This is a genomic window from Larkinella terrae, assembly GCF_009668025.1.
GTDB classification, from domain to species: Bacteria; Bacteroidota; Bacteroidia; order Cytophagales; family Spirosomataceae; genus Larkinella; species Larkinella terrae.
Map to the genome: position 1 here is coordinate 85,403 of NZ_WJXZ01000015.1, position 17,957 is coordinate 103,359.

The 17,957-nt window shown below is 50.8% G+C and carries 13 protein-coding genes; 2 read left to right on the forward strand and 11 right to left on the reverse strand.

Going from position 1 to position 17,957, the window contains the following annotated elements:
* The first annotated feature begins 251 nt into the window (after positions 1-251).
* On the forward strand, positions 252-1,850 hold the full coding sequence (locus GJJ30_RS29605; protein WP_154178855.1) for a hypothetical protein: 1,599 nt from the start codon (positions 252-254) through the stop codon (positions 1,848-1,850).
* A 220-nt stretch (positions 1,851-2,070) separates the two neighbouring features.
* On the opposite strand, the gene ppk1 is transcribed toward GJJ30_RS29605, so the two are convergent.
* Complete coding sequence (gene ppk1 / locus GJJ30_RS29610) at positions 2,071-4,389, reverse strand: polyphosphate kinase 1 (protein WP_154178856.1); 2,319 nt, start codon at positions 4,387-4,389, stop codon at positions 2,071-2,073.
* A 167-nt stretch (positions 4,390-4,556) separates the two neighbouring features.
* Positions 4,557-6,557, reverse strand: a complete 2,001-nt coding sequence (gyrB, locus tag GJJ30_RS29615) for a DNA topoisomerase (ATP-hydrolyzing) subunit B (RefSeq protein ID WP_154178857.1) — start codon at positions 6,555-6,557, stop codon at positions 4,557-4,559.
* Positions 6,558-7,002: 445 nt separating this feature from the next.
* On the opposite strand from gyrB, the gene GJJ30_RS29620 reads away from it, so the two are divergent.
* Positions 7,003-7,620 carry a hypothetical protein gene (locus tag GJJ30_RS29620; RefSeq protein WP_154178858.1) on the forward strand — a complete coding sequence of 206 codons (618 nt, stop codon included), beginning with the start codon at positions 7,003-7,005 and terminating at the stop codon, positions 7,618-7,620.
* A gap of 103 nt (positions 7,621-7,723) precedes the next feature.
* On the opposite strand, the gene GJJ30_RS29625 is transcribed toward GJJ30_RS29620, so the two are convergent.
* From GJJ30_RS29625 to GJJ30_RS29665, 9 genes are all read right to left on the reverse strand, one after another.
* Positions 7,724-8,527 (reverse strand): LytR/AlgR family response regulator transcription factor, encoded by an 804-nt coding sequence (locus GJJ30_RS29625; protein ID WP_170299304.1) that lies wholly within the window; start codon positions 8,525-8,527, stop codon positions 7,724-7,726.
* 34 nt (positions 8,528-8,561) lie between these two features.
* Complete coding sequence (locus tag GJJ30_RS29630) at positions 8,562-11,693, reverse strand: sensor histidine kinase (protein WP_154178860.1); 3,132 nt, start codon at positions 11,691-11,693, stop codon at positions 8,562-8,564.
* 203 nt (positions 11,694-11,896) lie between these two features.
* Positions 11,897-12,277, reverse strand: coding sequence for a hypothetical protein (locus GJJ30_RS29635; protein WP_154178861.1), 381 nt, complete (start codon positions 12,275-12,277; stop codon positions 11,897-11,899).
* Between the two features lie 247 nt (positions 12,278-12,524).
* Positions 12,525-13,316, reverse strand: coding sequence for a M23 family metallopeptidase (locus GJJ30_RS29640; RefSeq protein WP_154178862.1), 792 nt, complete (start codon positions 13,314-13,316; stop codon positions 12,525-12,527).
* 85 nt (positions 13,317-13,401) lie between these two features.
* Complete coding sequence (gene porG / locus GJJ30_RS29645) at positions 13,402-14,106, reverse strand: type IX secretion system protein PorG (protein ID WP_229313559.1); 705 nt, start codon at positions 14,104-14,106, stop codon at positions 13,402-13,404.
* Positions 14,107-14,141: 35 nt separating this feature from the next.
* Positions 14,142-15,131 carry a DUF6089 family protein gene (locus tag GJJ30_RS29650; protein WP_154178864.1) on the reverse strand — a complete coding sequence of 330 codons (990 nt, stop codon included), beginning with the start codon at positions 15,129-15,131 and terminating at the stop codon, positions 14,142-14,144.
* A 200-nt stretch (positions 15,132-15,331) separates the two neighbouring features.
* On the reverse strand, positions 15,332-16,216 hold the full coding sequence (locus GJJ30_RS29655; protein ID WP_154178865.1) for an NAD kinase: 885 nt from the start codon (positions 16,214-16,216) through the stop codon (positions 15,332-15,334).
* Between the two features lie 92 nt (positions 16,217-16,308).
* Positions 16,309-16,977 (reverse strand): CBS domain-containing protein, encoded by a 669-nt coding sequence (locus GJJ30_RS29660; RefSeq protein ID WP_154178866.1) that lies wholly within the window; start codon positions 16,975-16,977, stop codon positions 16,309-16,311.
* 145 nt (positions 16,978-17,122) lie between these two features.
* A complete protein-coding gene (locus GJJ30_RS29665) occupies positions 17,123-17,920 on the reverse strand; it encodes an alpha/beta fold hydrolase (RefSeq protein ID WP_154178867.1) in 798 nt (265 codons plus the stop codon).
* Positions 17,921-17,957: the final 37 nt, after the last annotated feature.

A 17,957-nucleotide genomic window follows, 5' to 3' on the forward strand; every position in this document is an offset into this window, starting at 1 on the left:
GTACGGTATTTTACAAAAAACGTGTGAAGATAAGAAGGAATGAGAGGTGTCTAATGCAAACGCTGTGGTTTTTTATTGCCTATTGCTTTCGTTTCCAATTTTTATATACGCGACCAGTGCTATTTAAATCCAGTTGTTAAAATTCACTTTTCTGAAATAATTAATAGACAAAGATCTTCCGAATCGGTTACTTTATTAAGATTGATATTCAATCTATTAAGTATTAATAATATACTATTTAATAGACAAATATGAAAATCATTGTAACGTCTTTCCTCGTAACGATTTTCCTTTTGCTCACCCAATCCTGCCAGAATCCCCTGGAAAATGTGGTGATTGGTTTTAAAGATCCGATTGAGAATGGAATTGTCGAAATGCGATTCCGGAGTTTAAAAGGAGCCATTCCAAAAACCGTCGATTTGACCATTGCGGGGGCCGACGCCGACAAGATCGTTACGACTCTTAACACGGATAATTTTAAAGTGAATGAAGATGGTGTGCTGATTCTGGCGGCTTCTCCCGAATCCGATTATTCGCACACCGATCCGCTCAAATTTCTGGTAGTCGCACAAGCTACTGATTATCTGGACATTATTCAACCCGTTGAATTAGCTGATACGGGTCGCCACACTTTATCACCTGCCTGGATTAAGCTGACTGATCCGCCCTTCCACTTATCGGCAACGCAGCTAACCGGCGTTAACCCATCTGCCGGAATTACTGCCACGACCCCAGCAATCAACCAGAAAAAGGACAACGTGACGGCGATCATCGCTCCGGGCTCTGAGTTGAAGAATGCGGGTGGGACGGTATTGGCCGGACCATTCACGGCGGCTTTGGTACACATCGAAAACCGGGGAAACAATGCCGCCGACTACCTTCCTACGGGTTCGATTCTGTCGCCGGTGACGGGATCAGACGGAACCAATCTGGGCTCGCAGCAACTCAGCCAGATTGCGGGCGCTTTCTCGCTGGAGTTATATGACGATCAATTCAGAATGGCTCAGCAGATTTCCAAACCGGTCTCGTGCGTGATGACGCTGAATCCGGCCTTGCTAAATCCGGCGCTGGGGCGAGCTATTCAGGCGGGTGATGCGATTCCGTTTTACCGCTATAATCGGGTTACGAAGCGTTGGCAGCAGGAAAAACCGGGTCTCGTATCCCGAAACGGATCAACCGGGCAACTGGAGTGTAAAACGACACTCTCCCACCCTGAACTATGGGTGGCGGGCTGGACGCAGGCGGTTTGTGAAGAAGGACCGGTTTTTACAGTCAGCAGCAAGCTGAATCAGGTCGATATCCGGTATTTATGCAAAGTTGTGGATGCGGATACAAAGCAGGAACTGAGTTCTTTTTATGCTTTTTTAAACAACGGCGACCGCATCACCTTGACCCATTTGCGGCAGAATCGGAAAGTGCAGCTTCGGGTTTACAATTACAACGATGCCTACAGCACCGGCGACCCGGGCCAGCCGCTGGTTGAAACCGTTCCCTTGGCAACCTGTAATCAAACTCCGGAGACCCTTGATTTGCAAAAATTACCGATTCCACCGGCCATAACGGTAAGTTTTGAATTCGCTTGTCCACCTCCTACCAAGCTCAACGAATCGCTGTTACCGTCTAAAATCCGGTTACAGTATAGCCCTGAAGGGCAACGCGACTGGCGGGATCTGGTAACGCTGGATCGAAAAAATACCCGTTCGATGTCGTATAAATTACAGATAAAAAAACCGTATGATATTCGGGTCAGTACCGATGGCGGGACAACCTGGCCGCTGAATCAACCGCATTTTGTGCCCGACAATAACCGCCTGGCTTTCGAAATTGCCTCACCGGAGTTTTGTAAGTAAAAATAGTTTAAAGTTTAAGGTTTATAGCTGGTTGACGCAAGATCAGAAGGCGTCAGCCAACTATAAATGACTGTCTAAACTTTATAATTTCCCACCTTTCGTGTTGCCCCCAACCCCCTAAAGGGGGCTTTAGCACACCGATTAAAGCCCCCTTTAGGGGGTTGGGGGCAACATAGAAAACATGATCTACTATTTTGGACAATCTCTAAACTCAAAACTGTTACTCATGCACCTCTTCGGCAGCTTCCGGCTGCTCCACCGGCGGTTCCGGTTCGAGCGGTTTTTCGTTGACGAATAACTTGGCCTGCATGACTTCTTTTTGCGTAACCTCGAAGAATTTTTTCTGAATATTGAACGGCTGTTCGAGCTCGTCTTCGACGCAGCATTTTACGTATTCACCGTCTTCGTGAAGTTCGTAAGCGTTAACGTTATCGCGCAGGTTGTAGTCCAGCAAGTGAATGGCCTGTTGTTTTACCCGTTTGTCGACCAGCAGGAATAAGGACTCAATGCGTCGGTCGAAACTGCGAACCATCACGTCGGCGCTACCTCCGTAAATCTTCGGATCGTCGTTGTTGTGGAAATAAAATAAGCGGGTATGTTCCAGAAAATCACCGACAATCGAGCGCACGGTAATGTTTTCGCTCAATCCCTGCCGGTGTGGGCGCAGGCAGCAGATACCGCGCACGATCAGCCGGATGGGCACCCCCGCCTGCGAGGCCTTGTAAAGCTCGTCGATCACTTCCTGATCTTCCAGCGAGTTGATTTTGATGCAAATACCGCTCGACAAACCCTGTTTTGCATTTTCAGACTCGGCCCGGATCAGCTTGACGAGTTGCTTCCGCATATCGCGCGGAGCCGTAATCAAATACTGGTAATCGTTGGGCAGTGAATGTCCGGTAATAACGTTGAAGAACTCCGAAATATCGTGTGTATAGACCTCATCGGTTGTCAGCAGGCCAATGTCGGTATACAGTTTCGACGTTTCTTCGTTATAGTTTCCACTCGATAAATGCGCGTAACGAACCACCCGCTGACCTTCATTGCGAACGATCAGCAATAGCTTTGTATGCGTCTTATAACTACTGATTCCGTAAATCACGAAACAGCCTGCTTTCTGCAATCGCTGAGCCTCACGGATGTTATTTTCTTCATCAAACCGGGCCTTTACTTCAAATAAAACCGAAACGTGTTTCCCGTTTTCGGCGGCTTTCAGCAAAGCTTCGGTTACCCGCGAGCGTTTGGCTAATCGATAGATTGTCAACTTGATAGCCAGGACATTCGGATCTTCGGCGGCTTGCTCCAATAATGAAATGACCGGCTCAAAGTTGTTGTAAGGATGGTGCAGCAGAATATCGCGCTCCTTCATCAACTCGAAAATATCCGTATTTTTCTCCCGGCGCATACCCAGGGCCGGAACCGGCGCGGGAGGTGCGGGCAGCTCGTCGTGGAACTCCGGGTGTCTGATAACTTGCCAGAGGCTCGTGTAATCAATCAGCTCGCCGTTCTCGAAAAAATTGAATTCGTCGATTTCCCACCGCTTTTTGAGCAGATTGATCATCCAGTCCGACGCATTCGGCTCGATTTCGACCCGAACGACCCGGCCCAACCGGCGGTTTTTGATTTTCTGCTTGATTTCGTCGATGAAGTCGGTTTCGATATCGTCGCTTTCTTCCAGCGTAAAATCACCGTTTCGCGTAATCCGCATCAGATTGACCGAGTCGATTTCCACATTCCGGTATAACTTCTTGATTTCCTGGCGGATGATTTCCTCAATCGGCAGAAAACAGGTCTCGTCGTGCCGCTCAAACGGCATGAAGCGCGGAAGGTTGGCCGGAATCTGAACAAACGACAGGCGTTGATTTTCATCATCATCACCGGCTTTGACCGGACGATTGGGATCTTGAGTAACAACGCTGAAAATCAGAACTTTCGCCAACAGTATCGGAAAAGTGTGCGTATAATCGTATACCATCGGCGTCAGCATCGGGTAGATGGTCCGGTCGAAATAGTCCACCGCCTTCGCCCGCTCCTCTTCGTTCAGATCTTCAAGTCCGATAAAGCGAAAATCAATGTCCTTGAAGGAATTTTTCAGCTCACCAAAAACCGCCAGCTGATCTTTGCTAAACTGCTGGGCCGCCGTCATCAGGGCTTTCCGGAACGGGATCTCCCGCAAGCCGGAATAGTCGACACGCTCCTTGCCGTAGTCAAGGTAATTGTATAAGCTGCCGATTCGAATGGTGAAAAACTCGTCGAGGTTCGAAGCTGTAATGGCCAGAAACTTGAGTCGATCGAGGAGATGACGCTCGGGATTACGGGCCTGATCCAATACCCGCGCATTGAATTTCAGCCAGCTCAGGTCACGGCTGATGTAATTACTCTGGTCGATTACGTTCGCCAGTTTTTCGTTAATTTTCATGGCCTTACCGTCTTCCGATTCCGACGGTAAAGTTACTTTTCGACCCGAGAAAAACGAGAAAATATTTCCGAAAGAACTCTTTCGGTCAATGTTATCATTTTGTGAAGAATTTTTGCCGTTCATAGTTAGGGTGGACTACTTGTTAATAAGTAACGCACTAAGTAATAACTTCGTACGGGATTTTTAGTTATCGGCCCCATCTACCGGTTTATACAATCAGATTTTGTACCAGATTAGTAGTATATACAAAAACCCGCTAAAAAAAAAGCGGGCGAACAGCCCGCTTTTTCTTATACGTCAACTTTTGCGTACTTGGCGTTTCGTTCGATGAACTCTCGACGGGGAGCCACTTCATCGCCCATGAGGGTCGAAAAGACGTGGTCCGATTCGGCGGCCGACTCAATCGTGACCCGTTTCAGGCTCCGTTTGGTGGGGTCCATCGTCGTACTCCACAACTGTTCGGGGTTCATTTCACCCAGACCTTTGTAGCGTTGTACGTTCACGTTTTCCTCCCGACCCGATCCGGCCAGTTCACGGACAGCGGCTTCGCGCTGCTGTTCCGTCCAGCAATACCGTTCTTCTTTTCCCTTCTTCACGAGGTAGAACGGCGGCTGGGCGATGTACAGAAAACCGTTCTCGATCAGCGACCGCATGTGGCGGAAAAACAGGGTCAGAATCAGCGTCCGGATGTGGCTGCCGTCGACGTCGGCATCAGTCATGATGATGACGCGGTGGTAGCGCAGTTTTTCCAGGTTCATCACGGTTTCCCCGTTCACGCGTTCGTAGCGAATCCCGAGGGCGGTGATGATATTCTTGATTTCTTCGTTTTCATAAATCTTGTGCTCCAGCGCTTTCTCCACGTTCAGGATTTTACCCCGCAGCGGCAGAATGGCCTGGAAAGCCCGATTCCGGCCCTGTTTGGCCGAACCGCCCGCCGAGTCACCCTCGACCAGGTAGATTTCGCAGTTTTCCGGGTTCGTATCCGAACAGTCAGCCAGTTTACCCGGCAATCCCATGCCGCTCATGAAGTCCTTACGGTCGGTCATGATGCGTTTGTAGGCCAGATCGGCGGCAATCCGGGCCTGAGCCGAAATCAACACTTTCCGTACAATCGACGCGGCTTCTTTCGGGTGTTCTTCCAGCCACATTTCGAGCATTTCGGCCACCGTCGAACTTACCGCTCCCACCACGTCGCTGTTTCCCAGTTTCGTCTTGGTTTGGCCTTCAAACTGAGGTTCAGCCACTTTCACCGAAATAACGGCGGTAAGCCCCTTACGGAAGTCACTGCCGTCGAACGCGACCTTACCGGAATTTTTACCCAGCAGATGCGCATTGCGTTCAGCGTACGCTTTCAGAATCCGGGTCAGTGCCGTCCGGAAACCCTGAACGTGCGTTCCGCCTTCGATGGTATTGATGTTGTTGACGTACGATGAAATATTCTCTCCTGCTTCGAGGTTATACACCATCGCCACCTGAACCGGCGTCGAACCGGTTTCCCGCTCCATGTAGATGGGATCCATTCCTTCGAGCGAAGGGCGGTTTTCGTCGACGTATTTGACGAACTCGGTCAAGCCGCCTTCCGAATAAAATTCGGTTTTCAGCGGTTCGCCCTGCTCATTCAGGTCACGGAGATCCGTCAGGGTAATGCGAATTCCCTTGTTCAGGAAGGCCAGTTCGCGTAAACGACCGGCTACGGTATCGTATTTGTATACGGTTTCGGTAAAAATGGATTCATCGGGCTTGAAGCGGATCGTCGTTCCGGTATCTTCAGCGGTTCCGATTTCGCGAACGGGGTACACAGGCGCACCAATGTGGTATTCCTGTTCGAATACTTTGCCTTCGCGATGTACTTCAACGTGCAGGGTGGTCGAGAGTGCATTCACGCAGGAAACCCCCACACCGTGCAAACCGCCGGATACTTTGTAGGTATCCTTGTCAAATTTACCACCGGCGTGCAGCACGGTCATGACCACTTCGAGGGCCGACTTCCCTAATTTTGCGTGCATCCCGGTCGGAATGCCCCGGCCATTATCCTTAACCGTTATGGAATTATCTTCATTTATTATTACCTGAATCGTATCACAGTAACCGGCCAACGCTTCGTCAATTGAGTTGTCAACGACTTCCCAAATCAGGTGGTGCAATCCCTTGATACCAACATCTCCGATGTACATGGCCGGTCTTTTGCGGACGGCTTCAAGACCTTCCAGTACCTGGATATTGTCTGCATCGTAATTACCTTTCGATCGTTCTTCTGGTGCGATGTCGGCTTCAATCAATTCGTTTGTCATAGAATGCAATCAGTATAATCCCGATTTACGGAATTGTTATAAGAAATGCGGTTAAATAGGCGTTTACGGATAGTAAAAATACAAAATTTTCGGGTCATTTCCTAACCCCATTCTGCTTCACGTATAAATATACCTACAAAACAATGGACAGCAAAATTTTGTGGCTACTAAAAGCAGCGAAAATGGCCGGTAATCTGCATTTTTACGCACATTCAGAGCCCGGGAACGGTGCTTGAATTAGTCAACCCATTCACTTATTCATAACCCACTCATACTCTTTTTGTTAGTAGAATCAAGAGGATCTTCCTGTACATGCCGGTAAGGTCTGGAGTCTGACAAAACCGGGGAATTAAATCTTCGTTTTTTCCGGACTAAACGATTTCTAAACTAAACCAACCCGGTTTTCGTCTATCTAAAGTCAACATCTTTAAAGAATACCAATTCCATGAGAAAATTATTGTTTTTCCTAGCTATTTCCGCTCTCGCACTGATCTTCACCCAATGCAGCGTCAACCGACAGATTTCGCAGGCAAAGGCCCTCGGCGATTGCAAATTTCACATCACGTCGGCCGACAGCGTTTACCTGTCCGGTATCGATGTCCGGAAACTGAAAAATCTGGAAGATCTGAACCCCATGAAGTACCCGCAACTCGCGACGGGGTTCATGACGAAAAGCATTCCCATCAGCGCCCGGCTCAACATCGACATCACGAACCCCACTAACAAAACGGCCGCCATCGACCAGTTGGAATATAAGATTTTACTGGCCGAACAGGAGCTATTCAACGGTTTCGTGAACCAGCGCATCGAAGTGGCACCGGGCGGTGCCTCACGCGTTCCGGTTAAGCTGAATGCCAATGCCTACAAGCTGATGACCGACGATAAAACGCGGGATGCGTTCACGGATCTGGTTCGGAACATGAGCGGTTCCAACAACTCCAAGTCGTCGAGGCTGACGATCAAAATCAAACCGACCCTGGCTTTAGGCAACAAAAAAGTCGATTACCCCGGTTATATCACGATCGATCAGGAGGTTACCAGCAAGATGTTTTTGGGACAGTGAAGGGGGAAATGACCATTGACGACTGACCATCGACCATCGTCTTTGTCCATCGTCAATGGTCTATTGTCAAAAGTAAAAACGATAGACAATCGTCAATGGTCAATCATGAATAACTTTCCTCCACTTTCCAGACATTACTGGCGTAAATGAGGAGTTCGCGGACGCGGTTTCCGAGCACCAGGCGGCATTTGGGGCGGGCGCCTTTTTCGAGGTAGCTGATGGCTTCCCGGTTCAGGATGTGGCTTTTGCCGATGCGAATGAAATGATCCGGCGGCAGCAGTTTTTCGAGCGTATCCAGCGTCAGATTCGGCACGTTCAGGTGTTCCTGCCTGGAGCAATAAACATTGATCTGCTTGTTGGCCGACTCGCAGTACATGATATCGGCCACCTCGATGCGGTGCAGCGCCACTGAATTCTGAAACGTCAAAAACCGGGGACCCGACGGAACACCCAGCTCCGGATTGTGACTGAACGCCTTTTCCAACTGCGCCGTTAGCTCCAGCTCATGTTCTTTGTCCGCTTTCCATTTGTTGTAAAACAGCCGGAATTTATCCTTCAGCAAGAGCGGATCGATGGGTTTGACCACGAAATCGGAATGCAGATGCGGGGCCGCCTTCTGGACCGCCGTCAGGGCGTCGTCGGGATAACCGGAGACGAAAATGACGCCGTAGAAACGCTGCTGCTTCGTGAGTTCGTCCAGCAGTTCAAAACCGCTGCGGATCGGCATTTTTATATCCAGAAAAATCAGATCCGGTTTTTGCTCCTCAATCAGATCAAGGCCCTCCGTAACGTTACCGGCTTCGCCCACCACGCTTACTTCGGCGACCGAGGAAAGCATGTTCCGGAGCGTTCGACGAACCGGAAGTTCATCGTCAATAATGACAGACCGTACAATTAATGGGTTCATGGAAATGGAATGTTGTCGAAAAATCAGCATACCGTTATTCGGAATCGACCGTGTTCTCTTCCGGCGGTAAAACCGGGTGCAGCGGCAAAATGGCCACCAGTCGCACGCCCGTCACCCCGATTTCCGGATCGGTCAGATCGGTTACGTGCTGCGAGCTTTTCAGATCGTTGTATTGGTTAAGCTGGTCAAAAACCGCCTGAATGATGTTCAGCCCGCGCCCCGTACTCCGGCGTCGGTAGAGTTTGGCTTTTTCCAGGCCAACGCCATTATCTTCCACTTTAACGACCAGACTTCCGGCTGATTCACAGACAGATACATTCACAAAACCGCCATCCGGTTTATTCTCCAAACCGTGCTTGATCGAATTGGAAACGTAACCCTGAATGATCATCTTCGGCAGGCTGGTGTCCATCGGAATGTTTTCTTCCACGGTGATCGTAAACGTAATCCGGTCGCCAAACCGCAGGCGTTCCAGGTCCAGGTAATTCTGAACAAAGGCCAGTTCTTCACGCAACGACCAGAAAACCCGGCTGCGGGTCATAAGCTGATTGCGAAAAATCGAACCAAATTTAGCCAGATAACTCACCACCCGATCCGGATCAGCTTCGTAGGTGATTGACTGAATGGCCGTCAGGAAGTTGGCAACAAAGTGCGGATCGATCTGATTGGTGATGGCTTTGACCTCCAGCAACGCCCGTTTTCGGCTGGCTTCGGCCAGTTCGCGCCGGATTTCGGCCTCCTGCTTCTCCCGTTTGACGGCTTCAATCTCCAGTTGGGCCATCCGGCGCTGAAGCTGAAGCCGTTTCAACCGGCGTTGCGCCAACAACCGCACCTGCCGCAGCCGCCCGTAAAACAGCCCACCCACCATCAGGATGATGCCCAGCGTCCGGAACCACCAGGTTGCGTACCAGGGCGGAGCAATCCGAAATTCCTGCACAACGGGCTGGGTGTTCCAGAGTCCTTCCGCCCGCAACACCTGAACCGTCAGGCGGTAGGTACCGTCGCTCAGGTTTTGCAAAATAATCGAATTTTCCCGGATCGGTTTCGACCACTCGGGCATTGTTGGGTTCCCGTCAAGACGTTCCAGCCGGTATTGATAAGTCGTATTGGTCAGCAAGTTGCGAACGCCGTTTTCCTGCAACCGCACTTCCAGGTCATTTTCGCTGGATTTGAACCAGAGTTCATCGTTGGAAGGCGTCACGACCCGGCCGGAGCGCATGTCCCGAAACGCCTGAATTCGGGCCGGAACCGGTTTTAACAACTGAAAAAGCCGTTTTTCCGAAATCATCATCATGCGGTCGCGGGTAGCCACCCACAAGCGGTTGCGCGAGTCGAGCAGGATACCGTTGAAAATGCACTGACTTCCCCGAAAACCATTTTCCTGATCAAAATAAGCTACCCATTCTTCACCGGTTTCGTAAAACCGTTCCATATCGAACACAAACAGTCCTTCCAGCGTACCGACCAGCAGGTAACGCCCCAGCGGGCGGGCGTAGGTGATGGTTCGCTGGATAAAACCGGGGGCAATGTGCCGGTATTTCCTGTAGTCGTAAAACCAGAGCCCTTCACCAGTCGTCAGCCACAGATTTCCGCGTTTATCCCGCCGGATTTCGGCGATCGTGGCGGTCGGTAAACCTTTATTGGCTTTGGTCAGTTGGCGAAACGAACGGCCCGAACCATTCCACAGCAGCGACTTTGTTAACCCGCAAATCCAGAATCGTCCGAATTTATCGGTTTCGATGGACTCGTACTGATCAGGCGGAATCGGCACCACCTCCTGCAGCGCCATCGTCCGACGGTTGTAAATGAATAAATGCCGGGTCGACACGAAGAGGTAGCGGTTTCGTCGAACATCGTCGTAAAATCCCAGCGCCAGCGTGATCGTATCGGAGCCGGGAAAACGCTGAAAAGTAGTTCCGTCGTACCGGTAAATCCCTTTCTGCGGTTCGGCAAACAGAATCAGGTTCCCGTTGGCATCTATCCGGCTCGAGGGCTGAAAATGAACGGCGGGCATGGCCTTCCGGTAGTTCAGATCGGGAACAATCCCTTTTTTGGTCAGGCGACTGAGTCCTTTTCCCCACGAACCAAACCAGATGACGCCCTTCCGATCTTCCACAACGCTGTTGGTTTCCTCGAGCCAGCCTTCCGATTGATTGAAATACTGCCAGCCGCTCATTTTGATATTCACCAGGCCGTGGTGGGAGGTCCCAACCCAGAGGTCACCGCGCCGGTCGAACAACAGGCGGTTTACCGGCGAGGTACTGATGTTTGAATTGGTTACGGTTTTTCCATCGTACCAGCAAATGTCCAGGTCGGCACCGGTTTTCTGAAAAGCCAGTTCGCCGTTCAAGCCCATGGCGCAAATCGTCAGCTGCGACGACGGTACCGGCACATCGTAGAACTTGCTAACGGTTTGTCCTTCAATCCGATATACCGCTGAGCCTGCCCGGGCGTAAAAATGCCCCGCCGGATCCTTCAGCAGTTGATTCAGCGGGAGTTTGTCCGTCAATAAGGTGAGCTTTTGATTCTTCAGCTCCCACAACCGACCTTCGGCGGTCAGCAGCAAAATCCGGCGATTCGGCCAGTCGGTCAGGATGCCACGGAACCGCTGTTCCGGATTGGTGAAAAACCGCCGGGTTACATCCTGCATTCGGTCTTTCTTCCAGCAGTAAAGCCGTTGGCCTACGGTTTCGTCTTCGGCCCGGGCCGCGAACCAAAGGTTGTTTTCGTGGTCGGCGGTCATAAAAACCACCTGTTGTTGCGGTTCCCGGCGTCCGTATTCAACTGCAAACTCTTTAATAGTCAGGCCTGTAGCGGTGATGTTATTCATCCGGAATAACCGATGGCCCGCGCAGGCCCAAACCGTTCCGTCGGGCGAATCGGCCAGGTTATCGCCCCCGTCCGGCAATGCCGGTAGTTGTCGCTGGTTGATAATCGGCGCAACACCGTTGAAATAATTTAGTCCAAAATACGTCCCGATCCAGATTCGGCCGACTCGATCCTGATACAAACCCGAAACGTAGACGTAGGATAAGCCGTCGTAGACGCCATAAGTCCGGTCGGAAAATTGCTGCGCCAGGCCCGCAATTGCCCAGCAGCAACTGACCAGTCCGAGCAGGACCCGGGTCAGGCAGTAGTTTCGCGACGGGAAGAATTGGCTAACCATTACGGTGTAAAAATGATGACAGTCAATGTACGAAGGATGGCGCGGTATCACAACGGCCACGAATCGGACCCGACGAAAAGGGCTTTTCGGACGATCTAATATCCCCGTCAGTTCCTATCTTTTCATACGGGCAAAAAAAAGCCGTACGGTGAGGTACGGCTTTTTGAGGATCATGATGTGTGAATACGCCAATGTGATTCTGCTTACAGATCGGATGTCAACCGGGTTCTTTTGCAGCTCCCCGTTTCAAACCGGAGCGAACTGGACCATTTGGTGACCTGCTTTCCGTTCAGTGTTGCAACCGCATCGAGCGAATAACTTCCAATGGGCCGACTGATATTGAGAACGATTCCTTCGGTTTCCGAACCACAGGGCGGAACACTGATTATCGTTGAAGGTACGAACGGTTTTGCCAGCAATCCGACGGTTTTACCGTCTAACTTCACCTCAATCTTATCAAACTTTGACGCCGTTAAACTAGTGTAGATCAAATAATTACCTAGTTCTTCGGGCTTCACTTCGTTGTTGTCTTTACAGCTGACAACGGCGAGAACTGTCACGAGGGCTAAAACTAACTTTTTCATTGGAGTAAGTATGTTGTTGTTTGTGATTATTGATTCAAAATTAACCACAGCACTGCGCAACAACGGATCCCGGCTTTCCGGCCGGACCAATTACACCTTACAGCCGATGAAAACGGGGAGAGAAGCGATGTATTATTGAACGGTAAGAACCGGTGGGGATGATGAAATATGAATGATGGATGATGAATTACTGCGTTAGCCCATACATCGTCCATCATTCATAACTCATAATTAATCCCTCATTACTCTAGTTCAAGTTTCGGGCGGTCAGGAGCCACTCGTAGGGATTCTGGGGCAGCGGCAGTCCGTCCGGTTGTAATTGCAGGTACATGATGTGCAAATGCGTTGGTGAACGGGCGGGATAGGCGTTAAAACCGGTTCGTCCTACTTCGCTGATCTTCTGGCCGGACTGCACCCAGTCGCCCGGACGAACCAAAATGGCGTTGTTGTGGGCGTAATACCACAATCCGTCGAGAATGGGATCGTAGACCCAAATCCAGTTACCGCCCCGGTATTCCTGCCCCGGCGTCCAGGCGGTTTCAATGGCCAGCACAATACCGCTGGTCATCGACAGCACATCGGCGGGACGGTCGGTGTTGTCGTCGATGCAATCCTGGTTCCGGTCGGTGATAAAAATATCCTGGGCGGGGTGACTGCCCCGAACGTTGTAGTCGAATAAATCAAACCCCTTGGCGCGGTAGCCTTCGCCGTGGGAGCCGCCGATGGCGTCGGGGGTGTAGTTCCGGAGTGGAAACGAAAAATAAGCCGTGCGCAGCAGACTGTCCCGACGGACGCTATCGAGCCGGAATGGTTCGACGGTACTGAATTTGCCCCGCAGCCCAAACATAATGTTGCTGAACTGCTTCCGGGCCGAATCGGGCAGGATACTTTCTTCCCGAATCTGGGTGTAAAGTTGCTGGAACTGCTGACACATCGAATCAATGCGGGGAATTCCTGATCCGGTCCAGATGGCGGTTTGCGATGAAGCCGAATTAGACAATGCAATCCATAAAGCACTTAGGATGCCAATCCACCGCATAACTTTCCAAAATCCTGATTTCACGTTGACGTGTTGTATTCAATCCTGAGAACGGACGAAAATAAGCAAAAGTCCCGAAAAGTGGTTACTCAGGGCACACAATCCGGTAGAACCGGTAAGTCAGCATGACGCCGATGTACGTGTACGTATCTCTGGAATCGGGGTTCCCGTTTTGCAGTTTGTTGGTTCCGCCGAAGGTGTTCGGACCGAAATTATCCAGGTAGTCGCTGCTCGAAAACCGCGTTCCGTATTCCACGCCCAAACTCCACGGCCGTTTAAATTCGTATTTGATCCCGACGCCGAGCGGAAAATTGAACAGCGATTTCCGTTGGTAGCCCGGATTCCGGGGATTGGTCTTAAACGTAAATAAACCCAGTCCGCCAAACACGTAGGGCGTCCAGTTCTTCACTTTGCGCAGGCTGGAATAATTCAGAAAGTTATACTCCATCAATGCATTAAGCTCCCGGATGTTGGTCTTGAACGCCAGATCGCGGGCCTGCTGAAACGGGTCGTTGAACCGGCTGTCCTTGCCGGTAATCTGACCAAAACCGGCATTGATCCGTACCGTAAACGGCTGACTGACGTTGTAGCGAACCAGTAAATTACCGGCGGGCCGTATATTCGCGGGGATGAGGCTGGGGGCCAGATCGCCTTTGTAGATCATGCCCCCCAAACCGCCACCGACTTCCCAGGTCGACTGCGCCTGAGCCCCTGAACTGATCAGAGAAACCAAAGCCGTCAGCAGCCAGCAGCCCGTTAAAAAACGACGAATCGATTTAGTGTTCGGCAAAAGATACGAATACGGATAAGCTGACACTGAGCAATTTATCGAATTGGTGGGCATTTAATTCGTGGCGTCAGAACGTAATGTACCTGAAAATTAATGGTCATGTAGCCGTCATTGAACACGCCGTTGGCTCCCCGCGCGGTGTAGTTCTGGTCTGTGACAAGCACCTGAAGAGGATCGTTCGTGTTGAGGTATTTTTGCAATTCGGCTACCCGATCCCCTCCTTTCCGGGCGGCAATGGGTTCCAGGCGCCGGTCGGACATCGCCCGCGCCAGATCATCTTTCAGAATAGTTGGATCAGGATACGGCCCACCTACGTCGTCCAGGTAGTCGGTATTTGTATACCGGTAGCCAATTTCGCCCGCCAAACCAAACCGGTCATTGAGTCGATAGCGAACGCCAAACCCAAACGGAATAGCCAGTGTCATCAGGGAATACGGTTTTACACCGTTCTGGCCCTGCCCTTCGGTTCCCAGCGGCTGAAGTTTCACCCAGCGTTGTTCCGTATCGTCGGGCGTGGTTCCGAAGCCCACCGGCGTCCGGGCTTCCGGGCTGTGGGCCACGGCGGCAATCCCGATAAAGACATACGGCGTCAGTTTAGCGCGGTAATTCGGATTCCGGCCATCCGGAACAAACTGATAAATCCCGGACAGGGCGAATTCTTTCAGGTCATTGCGAAAGTGCAGGTTTCGGGCATACTGAACAATGCCCGAATTGAGATCATTGCGGTTGTATTTATAATCGTCGCCCGCAATCCGTGCCCAGGTAAATGAAGCACGGGCGGCCAGCCGGGGCGTAAAATGCCGGGTATACATGGCAGCCGCGCTCCAGCGCATCATTAAAAAAGTTGACTTAATGGGTTTTCGATAACCGGCGATCTCACCATAATAACTGGAAGTTCCCAATCCCAGCCCCACTTCCGAGTAGGGTACGAAGGGGTTCCTTCGGTTCTGTGCCTGTCCATCAATCGGTTGCAGCGCCAGGGAAGCGGCTGCAATCACAGTGGTAATCAGTAGGTTATTCTTCATGTTTCTTTGCTTACTACCGCGCCGGAAGTCCGGAGCCTCTGATTCAACGACCTGGGAATTGAAAGGTATTATCAATCTCCTCCTCTGAAACGCCCATATTTGGCATTTTATTGGCCTATTCGATAAAACTGTTGCGTATTCTGCAATATAATCCGCTTCTGACGGGCTGATTACAACTTTCGACGTGCCCAAATGGACTCCTAATTCCGGATATCCCAACCCCAGCTAAGCTTGTTTCGCAGCGTATTCAGGAAGCTGTCATCGCTCATTTTAACCAGTTTGGCGACAAAATTTTCCCTTCGGACGCTCAGCCGGGTGCCAATATTGACGGTGCGAAACCGGGAGTCGACCGACACCAGAAACGTGTTACTGCGGCTTTCCACTTCAAACGACAACTGCGCCGAATCCGGAACTACCATCGGCCGGACGTTCAGGTTATGCGGGCTGATCGGCGTAACGATGAAATTACGGTCGTGCGGCAACAGCAACGGCCCTCCGCAACTCAGTGAATAACCGGTTGATCCGGTGGCGGTTGAAATAATCAAGCCATCGGCCCAGTAAGAATTCAGGAATTCGCCATTGAGGTAGGTATGCACGGTGATCATCGACGACGTTTCGGTTTTGGTGATCGTTACGTCGTTCAAACCAAACGGCACGCCGTCGAACAGGTCTTCGTCGGATTGGAGATTGACCAGCGTCCGTTCATCCAGTCGAAAATCGCCGACTGTTAGCGCCTGGAGCAGCCTGGGCAACGATTCCGGATTTTCGGGCGAAATGGTCGTCAAAAAGCCCAGCCGACCGATGTTAATTCCGACGATGGGAATACCGCGGGGGCCAGCGTGGGTCAATACTTCGAGCAGGGTTCCGTCGCCCCCAATACTGAACGCGAAGTTGGCGTCAAAAATATCAAGGTACGACGTATACGTCGAGGTAGCGTGGTGAGAAATACCGGCAGAATCCAGAAACGAACGGTAGACTTCAGATAGTTGCACCTCGATTTGCCGCCGGGCCAATTCATCGAACATCGATTGAATGAATGGGGTCGCCAGATCAACAAAATTGCGTCCGTGAATAGCAATCTTCATAAAAATCGTCAGTCGGTTCGTCAATCAGAATTGCAAAGATGAAAGAAAAGTCCAACATTCTGCTATGAACGGCCGACGGATTGCCTCCTGAATCAAGAATCCAGGTACCGGAGCAGCATATCGAGTCGCCCCTGATCAATGGTTTCAATGGGCGTATTGGCAAAAGCCGCTTCGATGGTGTAACCAAAGCGCTCGAGCGTGGCCACCACCGAGGTGATTTCCTTGCGGTTGAGTTTGAGCGTCAAACGCGATTTATCGGGCATGCCGTAAGCGGCTCCGGCGAAGTAACTGCTGATGATCCGAACGTTATTTGACTCAACCAGGCGGCTGATTTCGGCCATCGAGTAATCCCGTTCGTTGATGGAAAGAATCAGAATCGCACCGGCCTCCTGAACACCCAGTAATTGCGCAAATTGTTTGAGCAGTTCGGTGGCCGAAACCGTCCCGATAAACTCCTGCTCCTCATTCACCACCGCAATTACCTGAAGCCGGTGTTCGGTAATCAGGCTCAAAAGTTCGTAGAGATGTTGGGATTCGTGAACCGACAGGTGTTCGAAGAGCCGCATGACTTCACTCAACTGGTGCGTGTCGTCGGGAACATCCATCAGCAAATCTTCATTGACCAGCCCTTTGTACTGTCCCTGATCGACGATCGCCAATTGCCCAACGCGGTGTTCCTGCATCCAGTCGAGGGCCTGCCCAACGGTATCCGTCGGCTTCAGGGCCGGTATCATCGGGTCTATTAGTTCGGCGGCCAGCATGAGTGTCGGTTGTTTACAATCAGTTTGCTGTTTTTGTCCAATCACATCAGCGGAAGTACAGCCTTGGTTGGGTAGAACAGTATAGCTGAAAACTAAGAAATTTCCGTTAGAGTTTCAAAATCTTTTCGGAAATTTCTTAATCGCTTCAGGCAATGCTCAGGTTGCTCTGTCTGCTGATGGCCGTTAAGGGTTGTTTCTCCAGCCACTCGGTCAACAGCGCGTTGAATCGATCCGGGTGTTCCATCATTGGAGCATGACAACATTTATCAATAAAATGCAATTCTGAATTTGGGATCAGGCGATTGAATTCATGGGCGACTTCCGGCGGGGTGATCGTATCGTTGAGACCCCAGATCAGTAAAGTCGGGATGGTAATGTTCTGAATTTCCTTGGCCACATTGTTCCGCTGGGCGGATTTGGCGATGGCGACAATCCGCAGGCATTTCGGAATGCTGTTCGTGATGTCGAAAACCTCGTCGATGAGCTCTTTCGTCGCCACTTTCGGATCGTAGAAAGTGTAAGCAACCCGCTCGGCAATGTAATCGTAGCTACCGCGTTTCGGGTATGAACCGCCCATCGAGTTTTCAAACAAACCGGAGCTGCCCGTCAGCACCAGTCGCTTCACCATATCGGGATGTTTCAGCGTATAGAGGAGCCCCACGTGACCGCCCAGCGAGTTGCCCAGCAGCGTCAGGTTGTCCAGGTTTTTAAAGGCTAAAAAATCTTCAATAAATTTAACTAATCCTTCCAATCCGGCTTCCCTGATCGGCATTTCATAAATGGGCATTACCGGAATGACGACCCGGTACTTATCGCCAAAGGTGTTGATCACCCCATCCCAGTTGCTCAAAGCGCCGAATAATCCATGAAGTAAAAGCAGCACTTCGCCTTGTCCTTCATCAATGTAGCGGAAGTTCCCTTCTTTCCGAACACGATAGTTCATAGCGGTCTTAGTTTTGTCGTAAAAAAATTAGAAAAGT

What these genes read in the sequence shown, in the direction of transcription:
- GJJ30_RS29625 (WP_170299304.1), bottom strand. Translation starts at nt 8,527, where the DNA reads ATGAACCCATTAATTGTACGGTCTGTCATTATTGACGATGAACTTCCG.
- ppk1 (WP_154178856.1), bottom strand. Translation starts at nt 4,389, where the DNA reads ATGAACGGCAAAAATTCTTCACAAAATGATAACATTGACCGAAAGAGT.
- GJJ30_RS29650 (WP_154178864.1), bottom strand. Translation starts at nt 15,131, where the DNA reads ATGAAGAATAACCTACTGATTACCACTGTGATTGCAGCCGCTTCCCTG.
- GJJ30_RS29620 (WP_154178858.1), top strand. Translation starts at nt 7,003, where the DNA reads ATGAGAAAATTATTGTTTTTCCTAGCTATTTCCGCTCTCGCACTGATC.
- GJJ30_RS29665 (WP_154178867.1), bottom strand. Translation starts at nt 17,920, where the DNA reads ATGAACTATCGTGTTCGGAAAGAAGGGAACTTCCGCTACATTGATGAA.
- GJJ30_RS29630 (WP_154178860.1), bottom strand. Translation starts at nt 11,693, where the DNA reads ATGGTTAGCCAATTCTTCCCGTCGCGAAACTACTGCCTGACCCGGGTC.
- GJJ30_RS29605 (WP_154178855.1), top strand. Translation starts at nt 252, where the DNA reads ATGAAAATCATTGTAACGTCTTTCCTCGTAACGATTTTCCTTTTGCTC.
- GJJ30_RS29635 (WP_154178861.1), bottom strand. Translation starts at nt 12,277, where the DNA reads ATGAAAAAGTTAGTTTTAGCCCTCGTGACAGTTCTCGCCGTTGTCAGC.
- GJJ30_RS29655 (WP_154178865.1), bottom strand. Translation starts at nt 16,216, where the DNA reads ATGAAGATTGCTATTCACGGACGCAATTTTGTTGATCTGGCGACCCCA.
- GJJ30_RS29640 (WP_154178862.1), bottom strand. Translation starts at nt 13,316, where the DNA reads ATGCGGTGGATTGGCATCCTAAGTGCTTTATGGATTGCATTGTCTAAT.
- GJJ30_RS29660 (WP_154178866.1), bottom strand. Translation starts at nt 16,977, where the DNA reads ATGCTGGCCGCCGAACTAATAGACCCGATGATACCGGCCCTGAAGCCG.
- gyrB (WP_154178857.1), bottom strand. Translation starts at nt 6,557, where the DNA reads ATGACAAACGAATTGATTGAAGCCGACATCGCACCAGAAGAACGATCG.